This is a genomic window from Limosilactobacillus portuensis (assembly GCF_028607025.1).
GTDB lineage: Bacteria > Bacillota > Bacilli > Lactobacillales > Lactobacillaceae > Limosilactobacillus > Limosilactobacillus portuensis.
The window spans coordinates 1,745,944-1,770,386 of sequence record NZ_CP117296.1; the positions used below are offsets into that span (position 1 = coordinate 1,745,944).

General features: G+C 39.4%; 22 protein-coding genes, 1 pseudogene and 1 other annotated feature. Of the genes and pseudogenes, 8 read left to right on the forward strand and 15 right to left on the reverse strand.

Features of this window, described 5'->3' with window-relative positions; genetic code table 11:
• Positions 1 to 21: 21 nt before the first annotated feature.
• The 4 genes from PRK60_RS08885 to PRK60_RS08900 form a co-directional block, all read right to left on the reverse strand.
• Positions 22 to 732 (reverse strand): MIP/aquaporin family protein, encoded by a 711-nt coding sequence (locus tag PRK60_RS08885; protein WP_102167951.1) that lies wholly within the window; start codon positions 730 to 732, stop codon positions 22 to 24.
• A 79-nt stretch (positions 733 to 811) separates the two neighbouring features.
• Positions 812 to 1,120 carry an MGMT family protein gene (locus tag PRK60_RS08890; protein WP_273646003.1) on the reverse strand — a complete coding sequence of 103 codons (309 nt, stop codon included), beginning with the start codon at positions 1,118 to 1,120 and terminating at the stop codon, positions 812 to 814.
• Positions 1,121 to 2,374, reverse strand: a complete 1,254-nt coding sequence (locus PRK60_RS08895; RefSeq protein ID WP_273646004.1) for an MFS transporter — start codon at positions 2,372 to 2,374, stop codon at positions 1,121 to 1,123.
• Complete coding sequence (locus tag PRK60_RS08900; protein WP_148444422.1) at positions 2,375 to 3,676, reverse strand: alkaline phosphatase family protein; 1,302 nt, start codon at positions 3,674 to 3,676, stop codon at positions 2,375 to 2,377.
• Between the two features lie 207 nt (positions 3,677 to 3,883).
• Between PRK60_RS08900 and PRK60_RS08905 the strand changes: the two genes are divergently transcribed.
• Complete coding sequence (locus PRK60_RS08905) at positions 3,884 to 5,242, forward strand: APC family permease (RefSeq protein ID WP_273646006.1); 1,359 nt, start codon at positions 3,884 to 3,886, stop codon at positions 5,240 to 5,242.
• Positions 5,243 to 5,340: 98 nt separating this feature from the next.
• Here the strand turns inward: PRK60_RS08905 and phoU are convergent, their stop codons facing one another.
• The 5 genes from phoU to PRK60_RS08930 are packed head-to-tail and all read right to left on the reverse strand — an operon-like array spanning position 5,341 to position 9,476.
• Positions 5,341 to 6,039 (reverse strand): phosphate signaling complex protein PhoU, encoded by a 699-nt coding sequence (phoU, locus tag PRK60_RS08910; protein ID WP_273646007.1) that lies wholly within the window; start codon positions 6,037 to 6,039, stop codon positions 5,341 to 5,343.
• Between the two features lie 14 nt (positions 6,040 to 6,053).
• On the reverse strand, positions 6,054 to 6,809 hold the full coding sequence (pstB, locus tag PRK60_RS08915; protein WP_102167955.1) for a phosphate ABC transporter ATP-binding protein PstB: 756 nt from the start codon (positions 6,807 to 6,809) through the stop codon (positions 6,054 to 6,056).
• Positions 6,810 to 6,819: 10 nt separating this feature from the next.
• On the reverse strand, positions 6,820 to 7,701 hold the full coding sequence (gene pstA / locus PRK60_RS08920; RefSeq protein ID WP_273646008.1) for a phosphate ABC transporter permease PstA: 882 nt from the start codon (positions 7,699 to 7,701) through the stop codon (positions 6,820 to 6,822).
• Complete coding sequence (gene pstC / locus PRK60_RS08925; protein ID WP_148444423.1) at positions 7,701 to 8,600, reverse strand: phosphate ABC transporter permease subunit PstC; 900 nt, start codon at positions 8,598 to 8,600, stop codon at positions 7,701 to 7,703. Before pstC ends, pstA begins: the two co-directional genes overlap by 1 nt.
• A 3-nt stretch (positions 8,601 to 8,603) precedes the next feature.
• The gene (locus PRK60_RS08930) at positions 8,604 to 9,476 is read right to left on the reverse strand and encodes a phosphate ABC transporter substrate-binding protein (protein WP_102167959.1); all 873 of its coding nucleotides are present in this window, start codon (positions 9,474 to 9,476) and stop codon (positions 8,604 to 8,606) included.
• 113 nt (positions 9,477 to 9,589) lie between these two features.
• On the opposite strand from PRK60_RS08930, the gene PRK60_RS08935 reads away from it, so the two are divergent.
• Both PRK60_RS08935 and PRK60_RS08940 read left to right on the forward strand, forming a co-directional pair.
• Positions 9,590 to 10,303 carry a winged helix-turn-helix transcriptional regulator gene (locus PRK60_RS08935; RefSeq protein ID WP_102167961.1) on the forward strand — a complete coding sequence of 238 codons (714 nt, stop codon included), beginning with the start codon at positions 9,590 to 9,592 and terminating at the stop codon, positions 10,301 to 10,303.
• An 82-nt stretch (positions 10,304 to 10,385) separates the two neighbouring features.
• The gene (locus tag PRK60_RS08940; protein WP_148444424.1) at positions 10,386 to 11,816 is read left to right on the forward strand and encodes a C69 family dipeptidase; all 1,431 of its coding nucleotides are present in this window, start codon (positions 10,386 to 10,388) and stop codon (positions 11,814 to 11,816) included.
• A 56-nt stretch (positions 11,817 to 11,872) separates the two neighbouring features.
• On the opposite strand, the gene PRK60_RS08945 is transcribed toward PRK60_RS08940, so the two are convergent.
• Entirely contained in the window at positions 11,873 to 12,823 is a 951-nt protein-coding gene (locus PRK60_RS08945; protein WP_102167962.1) for a ketopantoate reductase family protein, read from the reverse strand.
• Positions 12,824 to 12,930: 107 nt separating this feature from the next.
• Positions 12,931 to 13,168 (reverse strand) — a binding site (T-box leader).
• A gap of 543 nt (positions 13,169 to 13,711) precedes the next feature.
• Here PRK60_RS08945 and PRK60_RS08950 point away from each other — a divergent pair.
• Positions 13,712 to 14,848: pseudogene (locus PRK60_RS08950) on the forward strand (5-methyltetrahydropteroyltriglutamate--homocysteine S-methyltransferase).
• A 262-nt stretch (positions 14,849 to 15,110) separates the two neighbouring features.
• Here the strand turns inward: PRK60_RS08950 and PRK60_RS08955 are convergent.
• Positions 15,111 to 16,439 (reverse strand): enolase C-terminal domain-like protein, encoded by a 1,329-nt coding sequence (locus tag PRK60_RS08955; protein ID WP_102167965.1) that lies wholly within the window; start codon positions 16,437 to 16,439, stop codon positions 15,111 to 15,113.
• A gap of 185 nt (positions 16,440 to 16,624) precedes the next feature.
• Between PRK60_RS08955 and PRK60_RS08960 the strand changes: the two genes are divergently transcribed.
• Positions 16,625 to 17,530, forward strand: coding sequence for a LysR family transcriptional regulator (locus PRK60_RS08960; protein WP_273646009.1), 906 nt, complete (start codon positions 16,625 to 16,627; stop codon positions 17,528 to 17,530).
• Between the two features lie 64 nt (positions 17,531 to 17,594).
• Here PRK60_RS08960 and PRK60_RS08965 read toward each other — a convergent pair whose 3' ends face one another.
• A complete protein-coding gene (locus PRK60_RS08965) occupies positions 17,595 to 18,743 on the reverse strand; it encodes a lactonase family protein (RefSeq protein ID WP_273646010.1) in 1,149 nt (382 codons plus the stop codon).
• Positions 18,744 to 18,763: 20 nt separating this feature from the next.
• Positions 18,764 to 19,987, reverse strand: a complete 1,224-nt coding sequence (locus PRK60_RS08970; RefSeq protein WP_273646011.1) for a mandelate racemase/muconate lactonizing enzyme family protein — start codon at positions 19,985 to 19,987, stop codon at positions 18,764 to 18,766.
• Positions 19,988 to 20,215: 228 nt separating this feature from the next.
• Between PRK60_RS08970 and PRK60_RS08975 the strand changes: the two genes are divergently transcribed.
• Together PRK60_RS08975 and PRK60_RS08980 are read left to right on the forward strand one after the other, a co-directional pair.
• Positions 20,216 to 21,202 carry a hydroxyacid dehydrogenase gene (locus PRK60_RS08975; protein WP_102167970.1) on the forward strand — a complete coding sequence of 329 codons (987 nt, stop codon included), beginning with the start codon at positions 20,216 to 20,218 and terminating at the stop codon, positions 21,200 to 21,202.
• Between the two features lie 5 nt (positions 21,203 to 21,207).
• On the forward strand, positions 21,208 to 22,605 hold the full coding sequence (locus PRK60_RS08980; RefSeq protein ID WP_102167971.1) for an SLC13 family permease: 1,398 nt from the start codon (positions 21,208 to 21,210) through the stop codon (positions 22,603 to 22,605).
• Positions 22,606 to 22,717: 112 nt separating this feature from the next.
• On the opposite strand, the gene PRK60_RS08985 is transcribed toward PRK60_RS08980, so the two are convergent.
• Positions 22,718 to 22,954 carry a cytochrome b5 domain-containing protein gene (locus PRK60_RS08985; RefSeq protein WP_003716370.1) on the reverse strand — a complete coding sequence of 79 codons (237 nt, stop codon included), beginning with the start codon at positions 22,952 to 22,954 and terminating at the stop codon, positions 22,718 to 22,720.
• 171 nt (positions 22,955 to 23,125) lie between these two features.
• On the opposite strand from PRK60_RS08985, the gene PRK60_RS08990 reads away from it, so the two are divergent.
• Entirely contained in the window at positions 23,126 to 23,641 is a 516-nt protein-coding gene (locus tag PRK60_RS08990) for a hypothetical protein (RefSeq protein ID WP_102167972.1), read from the forward strand.
• A 90-nt stretch (positions 23,642 to 23,731) separates the two neighbouring features.
• On the opposite strand, the gene PRK60_RS08995 is transcribed toward PRK60_RS08990, so the two are convergent.
• Positions 23,732 to 24,388, reverse strand: a complete 657-nt coding sequence (locus tag PRK60_RS08995) for an SDR family oxidoreductase (RefSeq protein WP_102167973.1) — start codon at positions 24,386 to 24,388, stop codon at positions 23,732 to 23,734.
• Positions 24,389 to 24,443: the final 55 nt, after the last annotated feature.

Below are 24,443 nucleotides of genomic sequence, written 5' to 3' on the forward strand. Positions count from 1 at the left end.
TTTATTCTATCAAGATGTTCTTTAAATTACTGCTAACTGTTCCACCCAACACGCAAAAAGGCTCCCGGCCAAAGGGCCAAGCATTGGTACCCAAGCATATGACCACTCACTTTTTCCCTTATTTGGGACAGGAAGAACAGTATAAGCTAACCGCGGCGACCAGTCTCGGGCAGGATTCAAGGCAAACCCAGTCGTTGAACCAAGGCAAGTTCCAATAACCGCAATCACAAGTCCAACCATAAGCGGCTTTAGCCCTGAAGTAAAATTACCTAAATTCAGCAAAACAAAAATAAAGGTAAAGGTCGCAATAAATTCTGAAAGGAAGTTAAATGGGGCACTCTTAATTGCCGGACGCGTAGCAAAGATTCCAACAGTATTCCCTTCCTTAGGTGTTTTAGTGACTTTGAATTGCGGGTAAAATTGAATGATTACAATGATTGCACCAACAAAAGCACCTAAAAATTGACCGCCCAAGTAAGGAAGTACCGAGTGCCAAGGAAACAATCCAAAAATTGCATATGGAATCGTTACTGCAGGATTAAGATGTCCTTGAGAACCAAGAAATCCAGCAACGTAAACGCCCATTGTTACTGCTAGTCCCCAAGAGATACTAATATACCACCAGTTACTTCCCCGACCATAACTTTGCTTTAAATTTACACTGGCACATGCACCGCAGCCAAGAATAATCAAGATCATTGTTCCAAAGAATTCGCCAATAAATCCATGCATTCAGGTTCCCGCCCTTCTTGTATTCGCTTACAAAGATGATTTAATTTTAGCATACTTAAGCTGCAATTACTGCTAACTATTAGATCCCATGCCATTGACATCGTTTGATATCAACATGGTTTTCGTCCTCAAATGGTACTTTTTCAGCCATCAGCATTGGTCGTTGATCAAACCATCCTGGAACAAGCCGACCAGTAGCAGTTACCACTCTGTGACATGGATGCTTACCATACCCGCCGGATTTACCAAGAGCCTTCCCCACTAATCTAGCATTTCGGGGACGACCAATTATTTTAGCGATTTGCCCATAGGTCGCCACCCGACCTAGCGGGATAATATCAACAATGTTTAATACAGATTGCATAAACTGCTCATCAATCTTTGTCATTTAATCACTCGTTTCCTGAGTCAACCGCGGTAACATTAGAAAAATGATTAGTCCAATTAAGAACAGAATACTAAGAGAAGCCGCGCCAACCGTTGATTTATTCGTCAACTGGGTTACAAAACCCACAATTACCGGACCCAAAATAGCTGAAAATTTACCAAGGATATTATAAAAGCCAAAGAACTCACTACTTGAATCTTTAGGAATTAACTGGCCAAAATAAGACCGACTAAGTGCTTGCAACCCACCCTGACTTGTCCCAACTAAAATAGCAAGAATCCAGAAATCAGCTAATGATTTTAAGCGTAACGCATCTAAACAAATAAAAAGGTAAATGATAATTCCTACCAGAATTGCTAAACGGTTAGATGTCTTCTGGGCTAACCAACCATAAAGAATTGAACACGGAAACGCAATTAATTGAACCATAAGTAAAACAAGCATTAGCATTGTTGTTTCGATCCCAAGGTCCTTCCCAATTGCGGTTGCCATCGTAAAAATAGTATCAACACCATCAATATAAAAGAAGTAAGCAACCAGAAACCAGAAAATTTTTCTGTGCTGTTTAACGTGATAAAGCGTTCTTCCTAACCGTTTGAAACTATCGACTACTGGATCAGTTACCGCTTGAACATTATGGTACTGATGACCATGCCTTAACAACGGCCAGGCAAAAATTAGCCACCAGGCCGCAGCAAGGATAAAGCTAAACTTGGCGATTCCATAGCTACTTAAAAGACCATTAAAACCACCAGTTAGTTGTGCACCAAGAAAAATAGTGAAAGCAAGAACACCACTAAGGTATCCCATTCCGTAACCAGTTGTTGAAACAGCATCCATCTGCTGATTATCAGCGACATCTGTAAGAAAACTATCATAGAAAAGATTTCCGCCAGAATAACCGATTACTGAAAGAACATAAATGATTAATAATGCAGCCCATTGATTTACCGGAATAACAGCTAACGCAAAGGTCATCACAATACCAACCCATGTAAACAGGTTCAGCCATCGCCGTTTTGAATTAGGATAATCCGCCAACGCACCAAGTAGCGGTGCCATTAACGATACAATTAAAGTCCCAAAGCTATTCGCATAACCCCAAAGCGCGGTTGAATTTGTTGCACTAATCCCGTTCTCACTTGCAATCGCTTTAAAGTAAACCGGTAAGACAGCAGTTACTACTAAGATTCCATAACCAGAGTTGGCCCAATCATAAAAAATCCATTGCCACTGTTGCTTATTAAACTTCACTTACTTAACCTCACTTTTAACTACTCCAGGGATTACCTGACCAGCTGTGGGTGCAGGATAATGAAGTCCCAATATCTTAGCAAATGTTGGTCCCTCATCAACCAAGTGGGCTGTTGCTACTTCTTTTCCTTGGTTAATACTTGGTCCAACAAAAATTGCTGTTGTGAAATAATTAGGCTGGTTAGGACCATAACCATGAACTGCGCGGTAGCGATCATGAGTACCAAGCGATTTGGGATCAACCTTTTCAACGATTGCTGGTCGATTAACTTCATCGGTAAAGTAATACCCTGGCTTAGCCTCAACCAAAAAACTACACTTCGGATCGGCACCAAGTTTTACTGCTTCCGCCCCACTATAAATTCGTTCAACGCCTTCAACTCCAGCAATTAATTGCTTCAACTTATTCAGATCAACATAGCCCTTGGTATAAATATACGTTTCCCCGTCGCATGTTTTAGCAGTCACTCGCCAATTATTCTTGTATGTTGATTTTCCCTTAATCGGGGTAAGCAGGCCTTGGTTTGCAAAGACCATGTTAAGGTGAATCATTTTATCAACATTGATTTGATAGTGATCGCCTAAAATTACAAAATCAGTATCGTCATATGTCCCCGCATCACGGCTTGCCTGAATAATCTTTGCTACCCGGCGATCTAGCCTTTGCAAAGCAGCCTTAGCTTGCGGAGAGCGGACTCCATTCCGGTGACGCATGCTATCCATGTCAACCAAATGAATTAACGTAAGATCCGGGCGCTTATTTATGATCGTATCTACAGCACATGCCGTCACAAAGTCATCAAGCCACGGTTGCTTTATTCCTCGCCGAAGCTTTCCGTAACGATGGTTCATTTGGTAAAGAAACAATGGTGAGCTTGCTTTAAGCGACACTAATACTTGGTTCGTCCAGATTCTATTAGGAAAAATCTCTGCTAAGTTATAATTTATTTTACTTCCCGCAGTAACCGGCCACAAAAATGCTGCCGTTGTTAAGCCGGCCTCACGTGCAACATCATAAAGCGGCATTGCCTTAATATCTTTACGGTACCAATACCAATCGGGTGACTCGCGTTGTGGCTGAATTTTTGTGTTATTTACAATGCCATGAATTGCCGGATATTGACCAGTGATGATTGAAGTATGCGATGGATAAGTTAAGGTCGGAAAGATCCCCTTAACTCGTTTGACCCACGTTCCCCGCTTAATTAATTGATCAAGATGGGGAACAAATTCACGAAGCTCATCAAGATCGCGAAAGCCCATCGAATCAAGAGAGATTACTACCAATTTATGTAATGCCATTATCCCATCTGCTTCCTTTTAAGTTTTGTTTCCATTTTAAAATAAAAATTAGTGAATTCGTAACCCCAAAGATAAAATGATAAAAGTAAATTTATTAACAGGAGAGCTAGAGCAAGCGGTTACAGGATTTGCAATTTGATTCACAGCGATTTTTAATGTAAAATTAAGGTTCAGTTTTCTGTATTTTTTTTGAAAGGAATCATCATTATGCAAAATCAGTTACCAAAGGGTAAAGAACACGAGAAAACTCTCGGTCTCTTTGACCTTTCCATTTTAGGTATCGGCGCAATTATTGGTACGGGAATTCTAGTATTAACTGGAATTGTCGCCGCGGAAGATTCAGGCCCAGCAATCGTCTTTTCCTTCCTAATTGCCGCGTTAGCTAGTGGATTAATTGGCCTCTGTTATTCTGAACTAACCACTAGTTTACCTAATTCAGGAAGTGCCTTCTTCTATGCTTGGGTATCCATTGGTAAGTTCGTCGCATTTTTGGCCGGCTGGACGCTAATTGGTGTTTACGTCACTACCACAGCAACAGTGGCGAATGGGTGGACAGGTTATGTTCAATCATTTTTAGAGGTTCTTGGCATTAACCTTCCTCATCGTTTCCTCGTTACTCCAGCTGCTGGGGGGTATGTTAACCTTCCTGCTGTTTTAATGATCTTCCTAATGACAATTATCCTAACTCGGGGAACAAGCGAAAGTAAGTTAATTAATAACTTTCTTGTTGGGGTAAAAATTTTTATTATTCTTTTATTTATTATCGTTAGCGTTCCACACGTTAATCCTAGTAACTGGCATCCCTTCCTTCCATATGGTTATAAGGGGATCTTCACTGGTGCTTCTGCTGTTTTCTTCTCGTTCCTTGGCTTTGATGCCCTGGCAACTTCCGCAGAAGACGCTAAAGACGTTGATAAAAATATTCCCCGGGCAATAATTTTGTGCCTGGTTATCTCTACTACCCTTTATGTATTAGTAAGTCTTGTTATGACAGGGGTTGTTTCCTACACTAAGTTAAACGTTTCTGAAGCCATGTCCTATGTTTTGATTGTTAAGGGACATAGTTTTGTTGCGGAAATTGTCTCACTTGGGGCCGTTTTAGGGATTATGGCAGTTGTATTTGCCTTCATTTACGCCGGCTCTAACATTCTCAAGTCAATGAGTCGAAGTGCATTCCTGCCTAAGGGCTTTGCTAAAGTAAATACTAAAACTCAAAGTCCTAATCGGGCAATTTGGTTAGTGGGGATTTTTTCAGCGATTTTAGCTGGTGAATTTGATCTTCACTACTTGGCATTAATTGCTAATATCGGTTCTTTAATGGTGTTCGCGTTAATCTCACTTATTGTTATTATTCTGCGTCTCCGTTATCCAGAACTTAAACGGCCTTTCAAGGTGCCATTCGGTAAGACAATTCCGGTACTTTCAATTATCATCTGTATTGTCCTCCTCGTTAGCATCTCATTGACCGCCTGGCTGACATACCTTATTTGGATCGCTCTTGGCTTAATTATTTACTTCTGCTATTCACTCCGTCATGCGGATGAATTTAATTTTACAAAGGAATAAGATTCATCTTTACTATATTAAAAAGCTTCAAGTATTCGGGCTTCCCTGAATATTTGAAGCTTTTTTAATGTGAATTATCAGTTAACGCTGCCATTTGCTTATTTTTGCAGTTTCCGTTTAACCATTGTTGGATCGGCCTTCCCGGGATTCAACTCTACCAGCTTACCTGAGCCACTATAAATAATCCATTCTGCAAGGTTCACAATATGATCGCCAGCACGTTCAAGGTAACGAATTACGGAAAGGTAATCACCATATGTTTTCACGTTTTGACCTGCTTTTACTAATGCATTCATAATTGCTCGTTGTTGTTGAACATAGATTAGATCAACTTTCAAATCCTCGTTAGCAACTTCATAGGCCTTTTGTTCATCAGTATAAACATATGCATCCAGAACTCGCTCTAACATCTCCCGAACAATCATCATCATCTTTTCAATCTGTTCTTCAATTTCTTTATTATGCTCTCGATCACTTAAATGGATAGCTGCCTGGGCAATATGGGATGCATAATCGCCTAATCTTTCAATATCACTACTTGCTTTCAAAATACTGATAATCTTGCGAAAATCGCTTGCTACAGGTTGTTGCAATGCCATTAACTTAAGTGCCTCTTTTTCAAGATTAATTTCCTCATCATTAATCTTAGGATCAACTTTTAGGACCTGTTCTGCCAGTGCTGTATCATTCTCCGTGAACGCCTTTGTTGCCTGGTATATCTGTTCACTAGCATCGATTCCCATCTCCATAAAATGACCACGAAGCCGCTTTAATTCATCGTTAAAAATTGCACCCATCTATCTACAACCTCCTAACCAAACTTACCGCTTAAATAATCAGCAGTCTTTTGTTCTCGTGGATTCATAAAAATATTTGCTGTCTTATCAAACTCAATTAGGTGTCCCTGATGCATAAACGCCGTCCAGTCTGCTGAACGCGATGCCTGCTGCATATTGTGGGTTACCATAATGATCGTTAATTGCTCTTTCAATTGTACTAAAGTATCTTCAATTTGCGAAGTTGAAACTGGATCAAGGGCACTGGTTGGTTCGTCCATTAGAATGATTTCTGGTCGAACTGCTAACGTCCGGGCAATACAAAGCCGCTGTTGCTGTCCTCCCGAAAGCGCGAGCGCACTAGATTTCAATTGATCCTTTACTTCATCCCACAATGCTGCCTGACGAAGACTTTCTTCAACTCGTTGGTCAAGTACCCGTCGATCCCTTTCACCGGCTAACCTAAGACCATAGATCACATTTTCATAAATTGACAGCGGAAATGGCGTTGGCTGCTGGAAAACCATTCCGATTCGCTGACGAACTCGATAAACGTTAACTTTCGGTTGATTGATATTTACCCCGTGAAAATTAATTTCTCCCTTTACCGTTGCAAAGTCATCGTTCATCCTATTCAAGCTCCGCAATACCGTAGATTTTCCTGAGCCAGAAGCGCCAATCAATGCCGTAATTTTATTTTGGGGAAATTTTAGATTAATATCATGAGCAACATGCTTTTCACCATAAAGGACCTGAAGATTTTTTGTTTCTAAAGCCGTACTTGTTTGCATTTGTTTCTCCTTACTTAGTTAAACGTTGCTTAATTCGGTGACCAATATAGCGGGCTGCAAGATTAAACAGCAGAATCGTAATAATTAATACAGCAGCGGAACCATTTGAAACCGCTCGGGCATCAGGAACTAGCCCCTCGCTATTCACTTTCCAGATGTGAACCGCCAATGTTTCTGCTGGTCGCATTGGGTTCAGGAAACTTGTTGGACTAAAAGGATTCCAATCAGCATAGTTAATTGCTGGAGAACTTTGCCCCGCCGTATATATTAATGCGGCTGCTTCACCGAAGATCCGTCCAGCGCTTAATATTGCGCCAGTAATAATTCCTGGCAGTGCTGCCGGAAGAACAATTTTAGTCGTGACGCGCCATTTTGACATCCCTAACCCTAATCCTGCTTGGCGTTGCAAATACGGGACCTGTTGTAGCGCATCCTCACAACTACGGGTTAAGATTGGTAAGTTTAAAATCGTTAATGCTAATGCCCCTGCTAATAATGAAAAGTCAAAGCCAAACTGCAAAACGAAGACTAAGTAGCCAAATAAGCCAACTACTACAGAAGGCAAAGAACTTAAAACCTCAATCGCCAGCCGAAGCATTTGTGTCCACCGATTTTCTGGAGCATATTCACTCAAATAAATTGCCGCACAAAGAGCTAGCGGAACTGAGACGATTAGGGTCAAAAGCACTAAGTAAAGGGAGTTAAAAAGCTGATCACGAATCCCACCACCCGCAGCAAATGATTCAGCATTAGCCGTTAAGAAGTGCCAGGAAATATTAGGAATTCCCATTGCTAAAATGTAAATTAACAAACTAAGGATCACCAAGCCAACCAATCCTGCCAGTCCTAGTATTATCCCAGTTGCTACTTTGTCAACTCGCTCTGGATTCATCATCTTGCTCCTTTCTTACTTACCAACCGCATTAATAAGTTGAATGCCAGGGACATCACAAGAAGGATTAATGCTAGCGACCACAAAGCATTATTCGATGCTGTTCCCATTACTGTATTCCCAATCCCCGTTGTTAAAACACTCGTGAGCGTGGCTGAGGACTCCATCAAACTCTTTGGTACAATGGTCGTATTTCCAATTACCATTTGAACTGCTAATGCCTCCCCAAATGCCCGTGCCATTCCAAATACCATCGCTGTTAATATTCCACTCTTCGCACTGGGAATTATTACCCGGGAAATAGTCTGCCACCGTGTCGCTCCTAGGCCGGACGATGCTTGCCGATACTTTTGCGGAACTGCTTGTAAACTATCGATGGTCATTGATGTCATTGTTGGGAGAATCATTAGGAAAAGAACACTCGTCGCTGCTAGAATTCCAAATCCGGTTCCTCCAAATACTTGACGAAGATAAGGAACAATCACAGTCAATCCGAGGTAACCGTACACTACTGAGGGGATCCCAACAAGCAATTCAATTAGCGGTTGAAGATACTGATAAGCTTTTTGTGGAAGCATTTCCGTAATTGCAATTGCAACAACTAACGCTAATGGTAAGGCAATAACTCCCGATAAGGCAGTCACGCTGAACGAGGTGATAATCATCGGCAACGCCCCATAGTGATGGTGGCTCGGTTGCCAGTCGGTACTTGTTAAGAAATGCCAGATTGATACCCCATTATCCTTAAAAAGAGCAATTCCTTTGAAGGTAAGAAAAATTAAGATTGTTCCTACCAATCCACCAATCAAAATAATTGCCAGGTAGCTGATCAATTTGCCGACCCACTCCTGCTTACTTTCAATTGACGATTGACTTAACTGTTTTTTTAAATCGTCCATCGTTTACTCCTTTATGCTTGTCTTCCCGTCCGCTGTTCGTTGGACTTTCATATCATGAATATTAATGTAGTTTGCATCTTCGACTAATGTTTGTTGAACTTTTTTCGTTTGCATGTAATTAATAAACTTCTCAGTCGCCCTAGTTGACTTTTTCTGAGTATACATGTGCTCATATGACCATAATGGCCATTTATTTGTCGTAACATTCTTTGCCACTGGTGCAATCCCATTAATCTTTACTGGCTGAACTTGATCGTTAAGGTAAGCAAACGAAATATAACTAATCGATCCTGGAGTATTCTTAACAATTTCCTTTACGGTGCCGTTCGAATCCTGTTCTTGAGCATTAATTGACCGTTCACCATCCTTAAGAACTACCTGTTCAAATGCTACCCGGGTTCCGCTTCCGGCAGCCCGATTAATCACCGTTATTGGTAAATCGGGGCCACCAACTTGGCGCCAGTTTGTGATCTTCCCCGTATAAATTTGTCGTAATTGTTCAAGAGAAAGATTATTAATTCCTAATTCATAGTTTACAACTGGAACAATTCCAGAAACCGCAACAATATGATCCGTAAGTTTCTTTTCATTAATCCCATCTTGCTGATCTGCAAAGATATCTGACGAACCAACATTAACCGCTCCTGCTTGAACCTGACTTAATCCAGTTCCAGATCCGCCTCCTTGGACAGTAATACTCGTCTGCGGTTTTACCTCCCGATAGTTCTCAACAACTGCTTCAGTTAGTGGTTGGAGGGCAGTAGAGCCAACAATTGTAATTTTTTCTTGCGGTGGTTGTTTCTTTGCTGCAACCCAACCGGCTCCTAACCCGGCAATTATTGCTGCACCGATAATCCCTATAATTATTCTCTTCATCTTGTCTCCCTAGTTGTTTTCGTTAACTTCATATGATACAAATAAAGAATATCAAGTCGATGTAAATATTTAATCTTCGCATTGTAAAAGTTGTGTAAATTTTGGAGAAGAATATGACTAACAAGTTTTTATTAATGAGTCAGAACACCGAATTAACTCAGCAACTAACCACCCTCTGTAAAAAAGCACGGTGGACTCTTAGCCAAATTACAACACCAACCGGATTAGTGGTTGAACTTGAAAAGCAACCAGTTGCGGGAATCTTCTGGGATCTTACTGACACAACCCTAGATACCACAATCGCGACCATGACCTTGATCCGTGAGCAAGTCCATGGTCCAATCATTGTTTTTGCAACCAAATTAACGGAACGAATTCAGCGAAAACTTTATAAATCACGGGTGGATGATCTGGTTTTGTTTCCATTTAATGAGCGCACCATTCAACCATTAATCGAACAACGGCTATGGCTTTATCAACAGTTAAAGTTTAAGGAGTCCGTGCCTACTAAAAAAATAACACCACCACAAATAGCTTCAATCGGTTCATGGCAAATCGATCAGGAAAATTACACTGTCACCAAAAATAATTTGCCTGTTGAGCTTACTCCTAAAGAATTTCAATTGCTCGCCTACTTAATTGAACACCACGATCAAGTACTCAGTCGCGAACAACTCGTAAATGGAGTGTGGGGATATGATATCCTTGATACTTCCCGAATTGTCGACATTCATATCAGCCACCTTCGGGATAAACTTGAAGATGATCCCCATAAACCAGATCACCTGTTAACGATTCGTGGCTTTGGTTATAAGCTAGTAAAATAACATTTTTTAGATCCCAGCTGCGAAAGTGTAAAATAAAAGAAGATAGAACTTTGGGATTATTACACAAAGGGGATCTGATTTAATGACTCGTTTTAAAAATTCTGCATGTACGTCCATTATGGTTGGCAAAAAAGCCTCAATGGATGGTTCAACTTTTATTGCCCGAAATGAAGACCGGGTGGTTGCAATCGAACCAAAACGGTTTATCGTTCAACCAGCAGTTTCTGGTCGAGACGAGACATATGTTTCACCATACAATAAGTTAACAGTCAAATTACCGGCAACTGGAATGCGCTACACTGCAACACCAAGCGGTGACCAAAGCATGGGACCAAATGAAGAAGATGGCTTTAACGAAGAAAATGTTGGTGAAAGTGCCACCGAAAGTGTTTACGCTAATGATCGCGTTCTTGCCTATGATCCATACGTTAAAAATGGTCTAGCTGAAGACTCAATGACTAACCTTGTCCTGCCATACATTCATAGTGCCCGTGAAGGAGTAGAATATCTGGGCAAGCTAGTAGCGAAGTATGGATCTGCTGAGGGTAATGGTGTCCAATTTAACGACCAAAACGAGGTCTGGTACATGGAAATTGCTACCGGACACCATTGGGTAGCAGTTCGGATTCCTGATGATTGTTATGCTGTCGCTGCTAACCAAATTGCCATTGAAAAAATTAACTTTGAAGATTCAGATAACTATCTGTGGTCCGACAGGATTGAAGAATTCGTTAATCTTCACGGTTTAAATCCGGACAATGACCAATGGAATTTCCGTCATATTTTTGGAACCAACACCCAATTTGATCATCATTACAACACTCCCCGAGTTTGGTTTGCCCAACGCTACTTCAATCCTGTTGCTGCCGCTAGCCAAACACCTGAGTCTTCAGAAATGCCCTTTATCCGGAAGCCAGAACGGAAAATTGCGGTTGAGGATATCCAATATATTCTGAAGTCTCACTACAATGAAACAAAGTACGACCCACTCGGTGACGGTAATGAGCATGATCGAAAAGTCTACCGGGCAATCTCCCTTTCGCGAACTGCCCAGTCGCATATTCTTCAAATGAGAAATAATGTCGATTCAAAACATGCCGCTGTTCAGTGGATCGAAATGGGAGTTCCCAGCTTTAATGCCTATGTTCCATTCTTTGCTAACGCGGACGATACTGATGTTTCCTACCGTGAGCTACCAAAAAAGATGGATTTAAAGAGCGCTTTTTGGCTTAATGAAGCTCTTGCAATGGTCGTTGAATCCCATTACAGCGAATTTAATCAAGCCGATCTCGACTTCCAAAAAGAACTTGGCGAATGGTGCCGACGAAAGATTCACGAGGTTGATGAACATGCCAAAAAGCTTGACGGTAAACAACTCACAACTTACCTTACTGGTCAAAACCATGAGATTGCGAGCCACTGTAACGCTAAAGCAAAAGAATTGTTATTCAATTTAATGACTCAGGGAACCGAGTTATCAAAGTTAACTTTCAAAATGGATCCAAATTTATAGGATGATCACAAAAGATGGCGACTTGGAAAAACGCTTTTCCAAGCCGCCATCTTTTATTACTTTCGATGTTCCCGCGTAGCTTCCGCAAGGTGAACCAGGTTAGTTACAAAGTTATGGGTTTTTGCCTCATAGTGATACTTCCGCCCAAGTTTAACAAAGTAGCCGTTGATATAGTCAACCTCAACTGGTCGATTATGACTCATATCTTGATACATCGATGGGTAATGATGAGGGTTACCAACCTTCGAAACATAGTTAACACTCTCCAGTTCTTCTGCCCGACTATTAACTAACTGGACCCCCGCCCGTTCACAAACGTCATAGGCTTCGTCAATTAGTTGCCGGGATAATTCATCCGCCTTCTCAAAGGAAGCATATTCCCCCATCGTGATTTCAAACATCGTACATAAAGTATTAACAACTGAATTAAAGACTACCTTGGCCATTAAGGTTCCCATGAAGTTATCCTTTAATGTTGGGTTGAAGTTTGCCTTTTCTAATTCTGCCATTAGCTCATCTGTTTTGGCATTTGGCTTTTCAGTATAGTTTGCCCAATTGGTAGTCCCCATCCCTGGCTTACCAACAAACTCGACTTCGCCCGGACTAGTTAAAATGGTTGCCACAAGTGCTGTTCCAGCAGTTAACTTTTCCTTAGGGAAATATTTAAGTAATTTCTCGACGTGCCCCATTCCGTTCATCGCGGTTAAACAATACTGATCTTTGAAGAAATGTTTACACCGTTCCAACATATCGTCTAATTGCATCTGCTTCAGTTCAAAGAACACAAAGTCAGCATCGGTTGCTGTATATTCTTCTGGAGTATAGACGTTAACCGGAACAAGATGTTTGTTTTGGTGCTCACGAGTAACATAAACCCCACCCTGTTCCTTCATCTTGTCATAATGTGGTTGCCAACCTTCCACAAAGTCAACTTCATTTCCTTGTTCTTGTAACAATACACCAAAGCGGAGACCCATTGCTCCAGCACCAACTACTGTAAACTTCATAATATCCAACTCCCTTTCTCTAGCTCACCAATAAGTCTCAGTAATAAAGCTTTCTTGCTGATCGGTAATTTATAAATAAAAAAGCGCCCAAAGATTGATTAATCAACCTTAAGGACGCTCCTGCGTGTTACCACCTTTTATTCGTTAATAGCTCACACCATTAACCTCAAATGTTCAGTCATAATAACTAAACACGGTAGCGATAATGGGCTACTCCCACCGCAGATTACTAACTTCATCCTGGCACTCAAAGTGATTTTCATTAACATCTAGTTATCCTTTTTTCATCAGCCAAGGACTCTCTGCAAACTTGATCCTAACTACTCTTCTTGTCAACGTGTTTTATAATTATAATTTAATCGTGTTTTAATTTAACTCGCTAATTATTAATTGTCAACATTCTTTTTAAATCTTTAATTTAATATGTGCATTCGGTGTAGTAGTTCAGTTAATAAATCGATTAAACTTAATTTTTTAAATAATAAAGATTAGTTATTGACATTAAAATGAGAATATTCTAATATAATGACAATCAAATTTACAAATTGCATTGAAAAGATGAGTAGTCTTAGAAATTCAGCACAGAGAGTTGCGTTAGATGAGAAGCAATCTGGAGGACTTTGACGAAGATGGTCTTGGAGCACTTACGAACGATGAGCTATATTTAGTTAGTTGTTCACGATTGACGACCGATAAAACGTCTAGGTTTACCTTCGGGTGTACCTACTGAGGATTAGGTTGTGAGACCTGATCAAAATAGGGTGGTAACACGTTATTTCTGACCGATTGAAATTGACGTCCCTAGGAAAAGTTAAACTGCTTTTCCTAGGGGCTTTTTATTTGCTCTTATTTCCTGAACTTATCTGAAAAAGAAAGGATGTATTCAATATGACCCAATTTACAACTCGCACTACTTCACCATTCCGTTATGATATTGTTGGTAGTTTTCTTCGTCCGCAAAAGCTAAAGGAAGCTCGTAATGATTTTGCTCAAGGAAAGATTAATCAAGAACAACTCACAGAAGTCGAAAATCAATATATTACCGAACTAGTCAATAAGGAAGAAGCAGTTGGCTTAAACGCTGTTACAGATGGTGAATTCCGGCGAAGCTATTGGCACCTTGATACTTTCTGGGGATTCGCGGGAATTAAGCATACAACTCAGGAACACGGTTACCTTTTCCACGATGAGGAAACCCGTAATGACTCTGCACAAGTTGCTGGAAAAATTTCCTTCAAACCAGGTCATCCTGATGTTGAAGCATTTAAATTTCTGAAGAGTCTTACGGATGGTAAAGACGTCACTCCTCGACAAAGTATTCCAGCACCGGCTCAATTCTATGCCGAATTAGTTCGTGGTGATGAAAACATTGCTGCTTTACGGAAGTACTACCCTACCGATGATGAACTCTTCCATGATATTGCAAAAGCCTACCACGATTTAATTCTGGCACTCTATGATGCAGGTTGTCGCGATGTTAAGATTGATGATTGTACTTAGGGAATGGTTGTCGATGATGAATTCTGGGCAACAATGGCTAAAGCTGGTTTTGACCGGGAAGCACTCGAAAATACCTACCTTAAGTTAAATAATGATGCGATCGCGGACCTTCCAGATGATCTAACCGTCACTACTCATATTTGTCGTGGAAATTACCACTCAACTTGGGCTGCTAAGGGTGGTTATGGGCCAGTAGCTGATCACCTTTTTGCAAAGGAAAACGTTCAAGCCTTCTACCTCGAATATGACTCTGACCGTGCTGGGAGCTTTGAACCATTAGCAAAGGTTCCTGATGACAAGTATGTCGTTCTTGGCTTGGTAACCTCTAAGAGTGGCGACCTCGAAGATCCCCAAACAATTATTGACCGAATCAAGGAAGCCGCTGAATTCCATCCCCTCGATCACCTCTGCCTAAGTACCCAATGTGGCTTTGCTTCAACCGAAGAGGGAAATATCTTAACCGAAGATCAAGAATGGGCAAAGATTAAGCTTGTTAAAGAAGTTGCAGAACAGGTATGGGGCTAGAGAGTGTGAAGCAGCAGAGAATTTGTGGAAAGTTAGCAATTTCTCCTAATGAAGGCGTCTTGCACCTAGGAAGGAGTTCGCTAACTCTAGCAACCTGGTAAGCATATTTCTTGACTATCTTGCATTAAAAAATCCCTAGAAAATAAAGTGAACCCCCATAGCTGGATGAAGAATTCCAGCTATGGGGGTCCACTTTAAAAGATTAAAAATCGTTCTTCTAGGGATTTTGTTTAATTAAATAGCATATTATGCTAACTCTAAATTAACGAACAAGTGCAGGACGCTTAGGATCAAACTTCCAACCTGGAATCAAATACTGCATTGCGGCAGCATCATCTCGTGCTCCAAGATTATTATCAACGTAAAGCTGGTGAGCTCGCTTAATCGCATCCATATCAATCTCAATTCCTAATCCTTCATTAGTCCGTGGAACTGTCAATTGACCATTTTCGATCTTGTACGGATTCTTCGTTAAGTTTTGACCGTCTTGCCAAATCCAATGGGTATCAACATCATAAAGGCGACCCGGAGCAGCAGCTGCCGCATTTGCTACCATTGCTAATGAAATATCAAAGTGGTTATTAGAGTGGACTCCCCAATTGAGATCAAATTCGTTACATAATTGAGCAACCCGAACAGCACCTTCCATTGTCCAAAAATGAGGATCTGCTAATGGAATAGAAATTGCATTTAATGCTATAGCAGCTGACATTTGACGCCAGTCTGTATCCACCATATTAGTAGCTACTGGCATGTGTGTTAACTTTTGGAATCGTGCTAATATTTCACGACCAGAAAAGCCATTTTCAGCACCGGCCGGATCTTCAATATAGTGAAGAACATCCTTTAGTTCGTCAGCATAATGAAGAGCCTGCTTAAGAGTCCAACCACCATTTGGATCGAGATCGAGTTTAGCATTAGGGAATGCCTTATGGAGGGCCTTCATTGCAGCTACTTCTTTTTCACCATCAAAGACTCCACCTTTAAGCTTAAAAGTCTTAAAACCATACTTATCATAAGCAGCTTGAGCAAGTTTTACGAGAGAGTCGATATCCATAGCTGGCTTTCTCCGCAAACGTCCCCACTCACTTGAATTATCATCGTCCTGAATATATGGTAAATCTGTCTTACTTGAGTCTCCAACCCAGAAAAGATAACCAAGGACCCCTACTTTTTCACGTTGTTGACCATCACCTAAAAGAGCAGCAACTGGAACGTGAAGGTGCTTACCAAGTAAATCTAAGAACGCTGTTTCAATTGCGGTTAATGCATGAACCATAATCCGTAAATCAAATGTTTGTTCACCACGACCTCCCTCATCAAGGTAGGCAAATTCCTTTTGAATCTTCTGTAATACAGCCTTATATTCACCAATTGATGAGCCAATAACAATATCTTTAGCCTTTTCTAAAGTATTAGTAATTTTTTCACCACCTGGTACCTCACCAACACCAACTTTACCTTCATCAGTTGTTAAAATAACAATATTTCGAGTAAAGAACGGTCCATGTGCACCACTTAAATTAAGTAACATACTATCGTATCCGGCAACTGGATAAACTTCCATCTTTGTAATTTTTGGAACTGACATTTTAACTATCTCCTATCAATCCATAATTTTGATTAAATAAATTTATCAACTTTCTAAATTTATTATAATTTAATGTTCACCATTGAACAGGTTCCGATGGTAGCAGAGGAGAACTAGTTGTTCTTCTAGAAAAAAATAGTTAAAATCTAAATTAATAAAGAATTTCGTGAAAGGATAGACAATTTATGGATATTGATAAGTTAGAAACCTTTCTGATAGTTGCTAAATACGGTAGCTTTCGTGCAGCCGCACAAAAAGAATTTCTCTCACCAAGAGCAGTATCAAAGCAAATGAATCAGATTGAAGCAGAACTTGGCGTAAAATTATTTGAACGCAAAAAGAATCGAACTAACTTAACACCTTATGGAAATGACTTTATTGTAACAGCTCAAGATATTGTTAATTCCTATAAGACAGCAATCACCAAGTTAAAAACTAAAGATTCGACACAAGAGAAAAAATTAAAATCAGGAATTTCATCCCCGAGTCAGGCTACAATTTGGCAAACCGCACTTAACTCTTTCCTAAGTAAGCATCCCGACATTAACATTGAAATTCAGCAGGAAAGTGGTAATCGACTTTTGAATCTTGTTTATAACGGAACTCTTGACTTTTGTATTTCTCCTTATTATCGGGTTCGTGAAATTGAAAAGGTATTTCCCAATCTCCAACGAATCGATCTGTACACTGGAACTTTTTATATTGGAATTAGCAAACTCAACCCGCTTAGTTCTCAGCAATCAGTTAGTTTTTCCCAGCTTAATAACTTAAAATTACTTTATTACACCCCATTTAGCTCGATCCACCTTAAAAAAACTTTTCTAAAGAAGTTTGCAGGATTATTAACTGAATCTCAGGTTGTTCCTGTTTCAACCCTTGAACAACGAAACTTAATGATCGCTATCAATAAGGGATTTGGCCTATTTCCAAGCATTCTAACGGACGAAGAAGAAATGAAAAATCCTTTAATTAACTTTCTTCCAATCAATGATGATTGTAACAATTCGTACTCTACCGCTTTCTGGTATAGCCGGCAAAACACAAACCCAACTTTAAAATCCCTAATCAATGAATTAACCCCGAGTAACTAGCAAAAACGGGCTTTAGCATTCAATAAACTTGAACGCTAAAGCCCGTTTTTTACAATTTATCTAACTATGCTAAAAAATCTGTTGCTTCAAGAACTCGAACACAAGCATCATGCTTAATATTTTCTTGAGCAATTGACAAATAACCAGTCTTTGGATCGCGCTTAAATAAAATCAATTCATGTGACATTTGATTAGCACACAACAAGAAGTCTCCGTTTTTACTTAAGTCAAAGTCACGTGGTGAAATACCATTTGTCTTTATTGTTTGGATCTTTTCCAAGTGCTTACCACCATCAATTACTTGATAAACTGCTATTGAATTATGTCCCCGGTTAGATGAGTAAACAAATTTACCATCAGCAGAAACTCTAATTCCGGCAGACTGATTGTGCCCAGCAAATCCCTCTGGAATATTTGAATAACTAGTAATCCGGCTAAGTTTTCCTGTTTCTGGCTCATACTTAACTACTGCTGTTCGACTACCGACTTCATTTAATACATAAATATAGTTATTCGTATTTTCATTAAATGCTAGTTGACGTGGTCCAAATCCAGGTTCTACTTCATATTCAAAAACCTTTGTTAAACTAGCATCATCATTAACATCATAGACAAAAAGACGGTCCGCTCCGAGCGCGCAAACAATTAATCGATCGTCTGGAAGTAATCTAGTGAAGTGAATATGAGCAGCATCTTGAACTGCCTTTGGTCCTCGGCCATCAATTGGGTATCGATGTGATTCAACAAATTGATAATTATCATCTAATTTCCAAGTATGAATTGCATTGGTATTATAATTAGCCGCAAAAACCATCTTTCGATTATCATCCAAGTAAACATAGGATGGCACAGTATACTTCAAATCGTTCCAGTAATACAAATGATCAAAGTAATTATAAGCTTCATAACTCCCCTTAACAGATTGATCAAGCATTGATTCAGAAATTAGTTTCCCTGTTCCTGCTTTTGGATCGACATCGATGATTCCAACACCACCAGTTTTATCATCCTTAGTCATAACAACTGCAATTTTGTGATCCTTGATAGAGTAGTTAAAGAAGGCAGGGTTTTCAAGCTTTGTTAATAGTTTAATCTCCGTTACTTCTCCCTTATTGGTATCAAGTACCGCTTTATAAATTCCTTCTGAACTATTGTGTTTGCCATCAGTGTAACTATCAGCTGTATAACCACCCAATAAAAATTGATCTTTCATTTTTAGAAACTCCTTTATTTTTAATCAATTGTTTCAATCAGACTCTGCTTAATAACTTCTGGCTTTAATTCCTGACCTATTCCTGGACGATCGGGTATTTCAACATACCCATTTTGTGGAATTAAATCGTCATACATCGCTGCATTCCGATCTTTTGTATACATTGCGCGTTGATAAACTTCGTGAATATAAAAATTAGGAATGACAGCCTCTACTTGAAGTGCTGCCGCAATTGCAATTGGGGAACCACATACATGTACTTGGGCATTAATGTCATAAGTATAGGCCATATCACAAATTTTCTTTGTTTCAGTAATTCCACCAGCTAATGTTAAATCAGGTTGCACAATATCAATAGATCTATCTTCTAACATTTGGCGAAAACCCCATCGTGTAAAGGTACGTTCTCCACCAGCAATTGCCATCTGTGCTGGCATTTTATCGCGAACAATCTTATAGAAGTCTGGGTTCATTGGGTCGACCGGTTCTTCATAATACAAAATATTTAATGGAGCAAAAGCGTGGGCATATTCAATTGCTGATGTCGTATCCGTATTTGCATGCATATCAATAATAATGTCAAAATCTGGTCCAACCGCCTTGCGAACTGCTGCAATCCGATTATATGCAACTTTAATTGTATGATGGTTTAACGGTCCCTTAGTATTCCATGATTGTTGTGCCCTATCACCCCACATAATTGGATCGAACTTTAACGCTGTAAATCCTTCTGCTTTTACTTTTCGTGCTACATCTGCATATTCCTCCGGTGCAGATAATTTCGGTAACTGAGGATCGGGAGATGTTCCCCAATTATATTGGAGTTGACTAGCATATGCCCTTAAATGATTATTAGTTTTACCACCAAGTAATTGATAAACCGGTGTTTGATAATACTTACCTTTGATGTCCCAAAGTGCAATATCAATTGCACTAATCGCAGCATTAGGAATAACTCCGCCAGCGATTCCCCAGTAGGTTGTCCGCTGAAGTTTATCCCATATCTTTTCGATATTCATTGGATCTTCACCAATTATTACGTGTGCAAAATCTTGAACCATTCCAAAGCCTGCTCGCCAACCTTTTCCGTAAGCAAGGCCCGCTTCACCAAAGCCTGTGATTCCTTCATCCGTATTAATTCGAACAATAATTGGTGACCAATCTTCAGTTGAACCCCCACCATTACCACTAAAACTGACATCTGGTGATGGAATTTTCATTACGTCAATACTGGTAATTTTCATAATCTGCCTCCAAATCCATGACACAAATAATTCTAAATCAACAAGATTCGAAAACGTTTTCTTAATCTTACGCCTATATCTTAGTGACTAAATTCACAGACTAACAGGAACCAAATATTCCCCTGAGATACCTTTTAGTCACTGTGAATAACTGAACAATATCTTCACAATAGGAGTGTAGCAATTATTTGTCGGAAGTTTTTTAAGACTTAGGAGGTATTAAAATTCATGAAAAAAGTATTACTAAGCGAAAAAATTGACGATGCTGGTATCAATCTTCTAAAAGATAACGGTTTTGAAGTAAAAATAGCTGCCAATACAGACGCATTAACAATGGCGAAAGAAATTGAAGATGCTTATGCAGTTATTATGCGTTCTTCTGAACTACCTGCTGAAGTTATTGATGCTGGTAAGCAACTAAAAATCATTTCACGAAACGGTACAGGAATTAACAACGTCAACGTTGACGAAGCTACTAAAAAGGGGATTCTTGTGGCAAAGGTCAATGGTGCAAATGCTTTCTCAGTTGCGGAATACGTAATTACAACTATGCTGATGCTTAGTCGTAAGTTAATGCATACAGATAAACTACTTCACGAAAAGCAAAATAAATTAACTGGTATGTCTCTTCCCGGCTTTTCAACAAAATACAACCTAAATGGAAATGAACTTGCTGGCAAAACATTAGCAATTCTTGGCTATGGTAAAATCGGTCAACAATTGGCTTTACTCGCTAAAGCATTCAATATGAATGTAATTGGTTATGATCCATATGCTAAGAATGCCGATATTAAACTCTATGATAACCTTAATAAAATTTGGCCAATTGCTGACTTTATTTCTATTAACATGCCATTGACTCCGGAAACTAAGGACACAATTACTGCCAAAGAACTCAAATCAATGAAAAATTCTGCTTTTGTTATTAATTCAGCACGAGGCGGAATCATTAACGAAAATGATTTAGCTACTGCTCTTAATAATGATGAAATCGCTGGTGCTGCAATTGACGCATTTAGTTCTGAGCCGCCGAAACCAAATAATCCACTTTTTAACAGTAAAAATACCATCATAACAAGTCATGTTGCTGGAACAACTAAAGAAGCTAACCGGCGTCTTGGACTTGGTGCAGCACAAGCAGTTATTGATTTTTCAAATGGTAAAATGCCAGAATTTCCAGTTAATCCGGAAGTAGGCGTCTCCAAGGAGGATTAGACACTATGAAACATACTAAATTAATTAGTGGTATTATCGGCATTATCTTAGGAGTGGTTATTGCTTTCTTTATTCCAACACCTGTCGGGCTTTCTCATTCTGGGATGGTTGTTCTAGCTTCTCTTGTTACAGCAAACATCTTCTGGATTTTTAATGTAATTCCTAGTTTTGTTACCGGATTACTAATGCTTTCTTCCTGGGTTATTCTTAGAGCAGTTGATTTCCCAACAGCCTTTAACCTCTTTTCTTCAACAACCATGTGGATTATCATTGGTGGTTTAGGACTTGGTGCTGCTGCTACAAAGTCAGGCTTAATTAACAGAATTGCCCTTAACATTATGAAATTATTTCCTGCTAATTTTGGTGGACAAACACTTGCCTTATTCACGGCCGGAACGATTATTTCACCAATGATTCCAAGTGCTCACCCCAAAACTGCAATGAGTACTCCACTAGCACTCGGAATTAGTGAATCATTAGGATATAAGAATAAGACTAAAGAAAGTTCTGGCATCTTCCTAGCTGCAATCTGGGGTTTCTTAGTAATGGAAGCCAGTTTTCTTAGTGCTACTGCTCAAAACTACGCTTTTAAGGGATTATTACCACAAAAAGCTCAAAGCACATTAAGCTGGGGCAACTGGTTTATGATGATGCTTCCATGGACCGTTGTTGCTCTTGTCTTCGGATTCTTTTTATTGAAATTTCTTTTTGCTCCCAAAGATGATAAACCCGCTTCTAAAGAATTTATTTCTAAACAATTACAAGAGCTTGGTCCAATGTCACGTAATGAAAAGATAACTGCAATCATTATTCTCATTGCCATTGTTTTCTGGATCTTAGAATCCACTTTAAAGATTCCTGCAGCCGTTACTGCTCTTTGTGGTGTAAGTATTTTGGTTGCTACTGGTGTTCTTACGCCTCAAGATATTAGTAAACGTCTAAGTTGGAACACGATTATCTTCATTGGAACTGTTATGGCCCTTGGAAACGTTATGCAAGTGGTTAAACTAACCACCTGGTTACGAGTTATTTTGAAACCAGTTATTAGTCCAATGTTAAGCAACGTCTATATTACAGTAATTGCTTTACCAATTATTATTTACCTTTGCAAATTCGTTGTCGTTTCCTTGATTTCAACCGGTACGTTAATTATTATTGCCCTCTTACCATTTTTCTCTACATTAAGCTTTAACCCAGCAATTATCGCACTGGTTGTTACTACTAGTGTTAATATTTGGATGCTTTCCTATATGGATGCTCCGTTCTTGACGGGAATGGCTGCTGTTAATGATAAGATGGCTACCCGGGTTGCATTAGCTAAATCTTCACTCGGCTATATGGTAATTAATATTATCGGTCTCCTTCTTTGTGTTCCTATATGGAAATTGATGGGGATCGCTTAGAAATGGTTCTACCCTCCCACATAATCATTTAACTTTAGAATCATTTCTATCATAGTAAAATCCCTGACAATCGTTACCTCTAATGATTGTCAGGGATTTTCATTTTCTATTTCTATACCAACTTACCAACAACAGGTAAATCTTTTAATACCTTATCTCCATGAGGCGACTCATTATACAAAACATCTGTTAGATCCTGACCGGCCTCATTACCGTGGTGTTTACCACCCTTCCAAGCAGCCTTATTCGAGACATCATAAACTGTTCCAGAAATGGCAACATATGCTGGTTGACCATTTTGTCCATTAAACTTTGCTAATTCTTCGCGAGTAAAAGTCTTTTCTGCCATTAGCTACTGCCTCCTTAGTCAACAAATCTAATTATTTCATTCTCTAATTTGACTATAACACTATCAGGTCTTAAGCACTAATGTTTCGCTTCTGAACTGCCACACCACCAAACACCTTTAAAAAAATTTAAGCTGTTATAATAAAGATAATGGTTTGAAAGGAGGTCGCCCATGAAGAAGTTCTTATTGCCGATTTTAGTTAGCATGATGACATTTCTCATTACTATAACTATTACAGATAAACCCGTCCAAGCAATGTCGCAAAAGTCATTAAATAACCGCGTCTACCTTGTTACTTTTATCAATTCAAATGGTTACACAACCGCGCATCAATATGTCTTCTTTACTACTAATGGTAAATCTGCTTACGTTAATGTAACCGATACTGATCAATCAGGTAAACCAGTAATTACCAAAGATTCCACGAAAGAAGAAAAGGCTGCCCCACGAACAATTAATCGCTATCTCGCTGACCGGACAATCCTTAACAAAGCCACTAGCAAGAAATATTACAAAATTAAGAACAATAAGGTCACAATCGATAATGGACTAATAACAAAGAAATCATCCGGAAAAATTGAAAAGGGTGGTAATCTTGAGAAATTCACTGTTAATTTCCCTGATGGCACTCAAAAATACGACCGTGTTTTATTCCAGATGGCCCAAAAAGATTATCAATATCGATAATTTTACCCAATTCTAAAGGCATCAATGATCTTTTTTACAGAAGTTCATTGATGCCTTATTTTATTTAACTATCAGCATTAGTTATTTTCATTAAAGCCAATTTGGCTTATCGCCGTCAGTATTAGGTTTATTAACACCGAAATCCTTACGAGCATATGGAGCTGGATCAGCAATAATTTTTGCTACAAAATTACCAATTGACTTTCGTGAAACCTCAGTCCCTTTAAACGCTTCTCCTCGTTCTGTTGTTTCGTAATCAACCTCATCCTTATTTGTTAACCATGCCGGACGAATAATTGTGTAATCAAGATCAGAAGCAGAAATAACATCAGCTGCACTGCGGTAAGTTCCAAGGTAACTATCCTTTTGACCACCACCTAATTCAGCATTGTTCCACTCACCGAACTTACCAGGAACTTCATCATAGATCCCAATTGAGGAAATCCAAACAAGCTGCTTTACTCCATATTTATCCATTGCCTTAACAATATTTTCAGCTTGCTGTTTAATCTCAGGGTTCCGCAAATTAGCGTAAACAACATCTGCTTGTGACACAGCAGCATTTAACTCGTCCGGCTTCAAGGTATCGCCCTTGATAACCTTTTCTCGACCTTCATCTATATTCTTTAAATGTTGCGGGTGACGAGTGAAAAGCAATAGTTCCGCATCACTATTCTTTAATAACGCGTTAATAGCGTGTTGAGCGATTTGGCCAGTTGCGCCTAAAATTAGTACTTGCTTTGTCATTTTATCTTCCTCCTAACCTTTGTTCACTTTTAAGTATAAGGAGATTTGAGCTTAT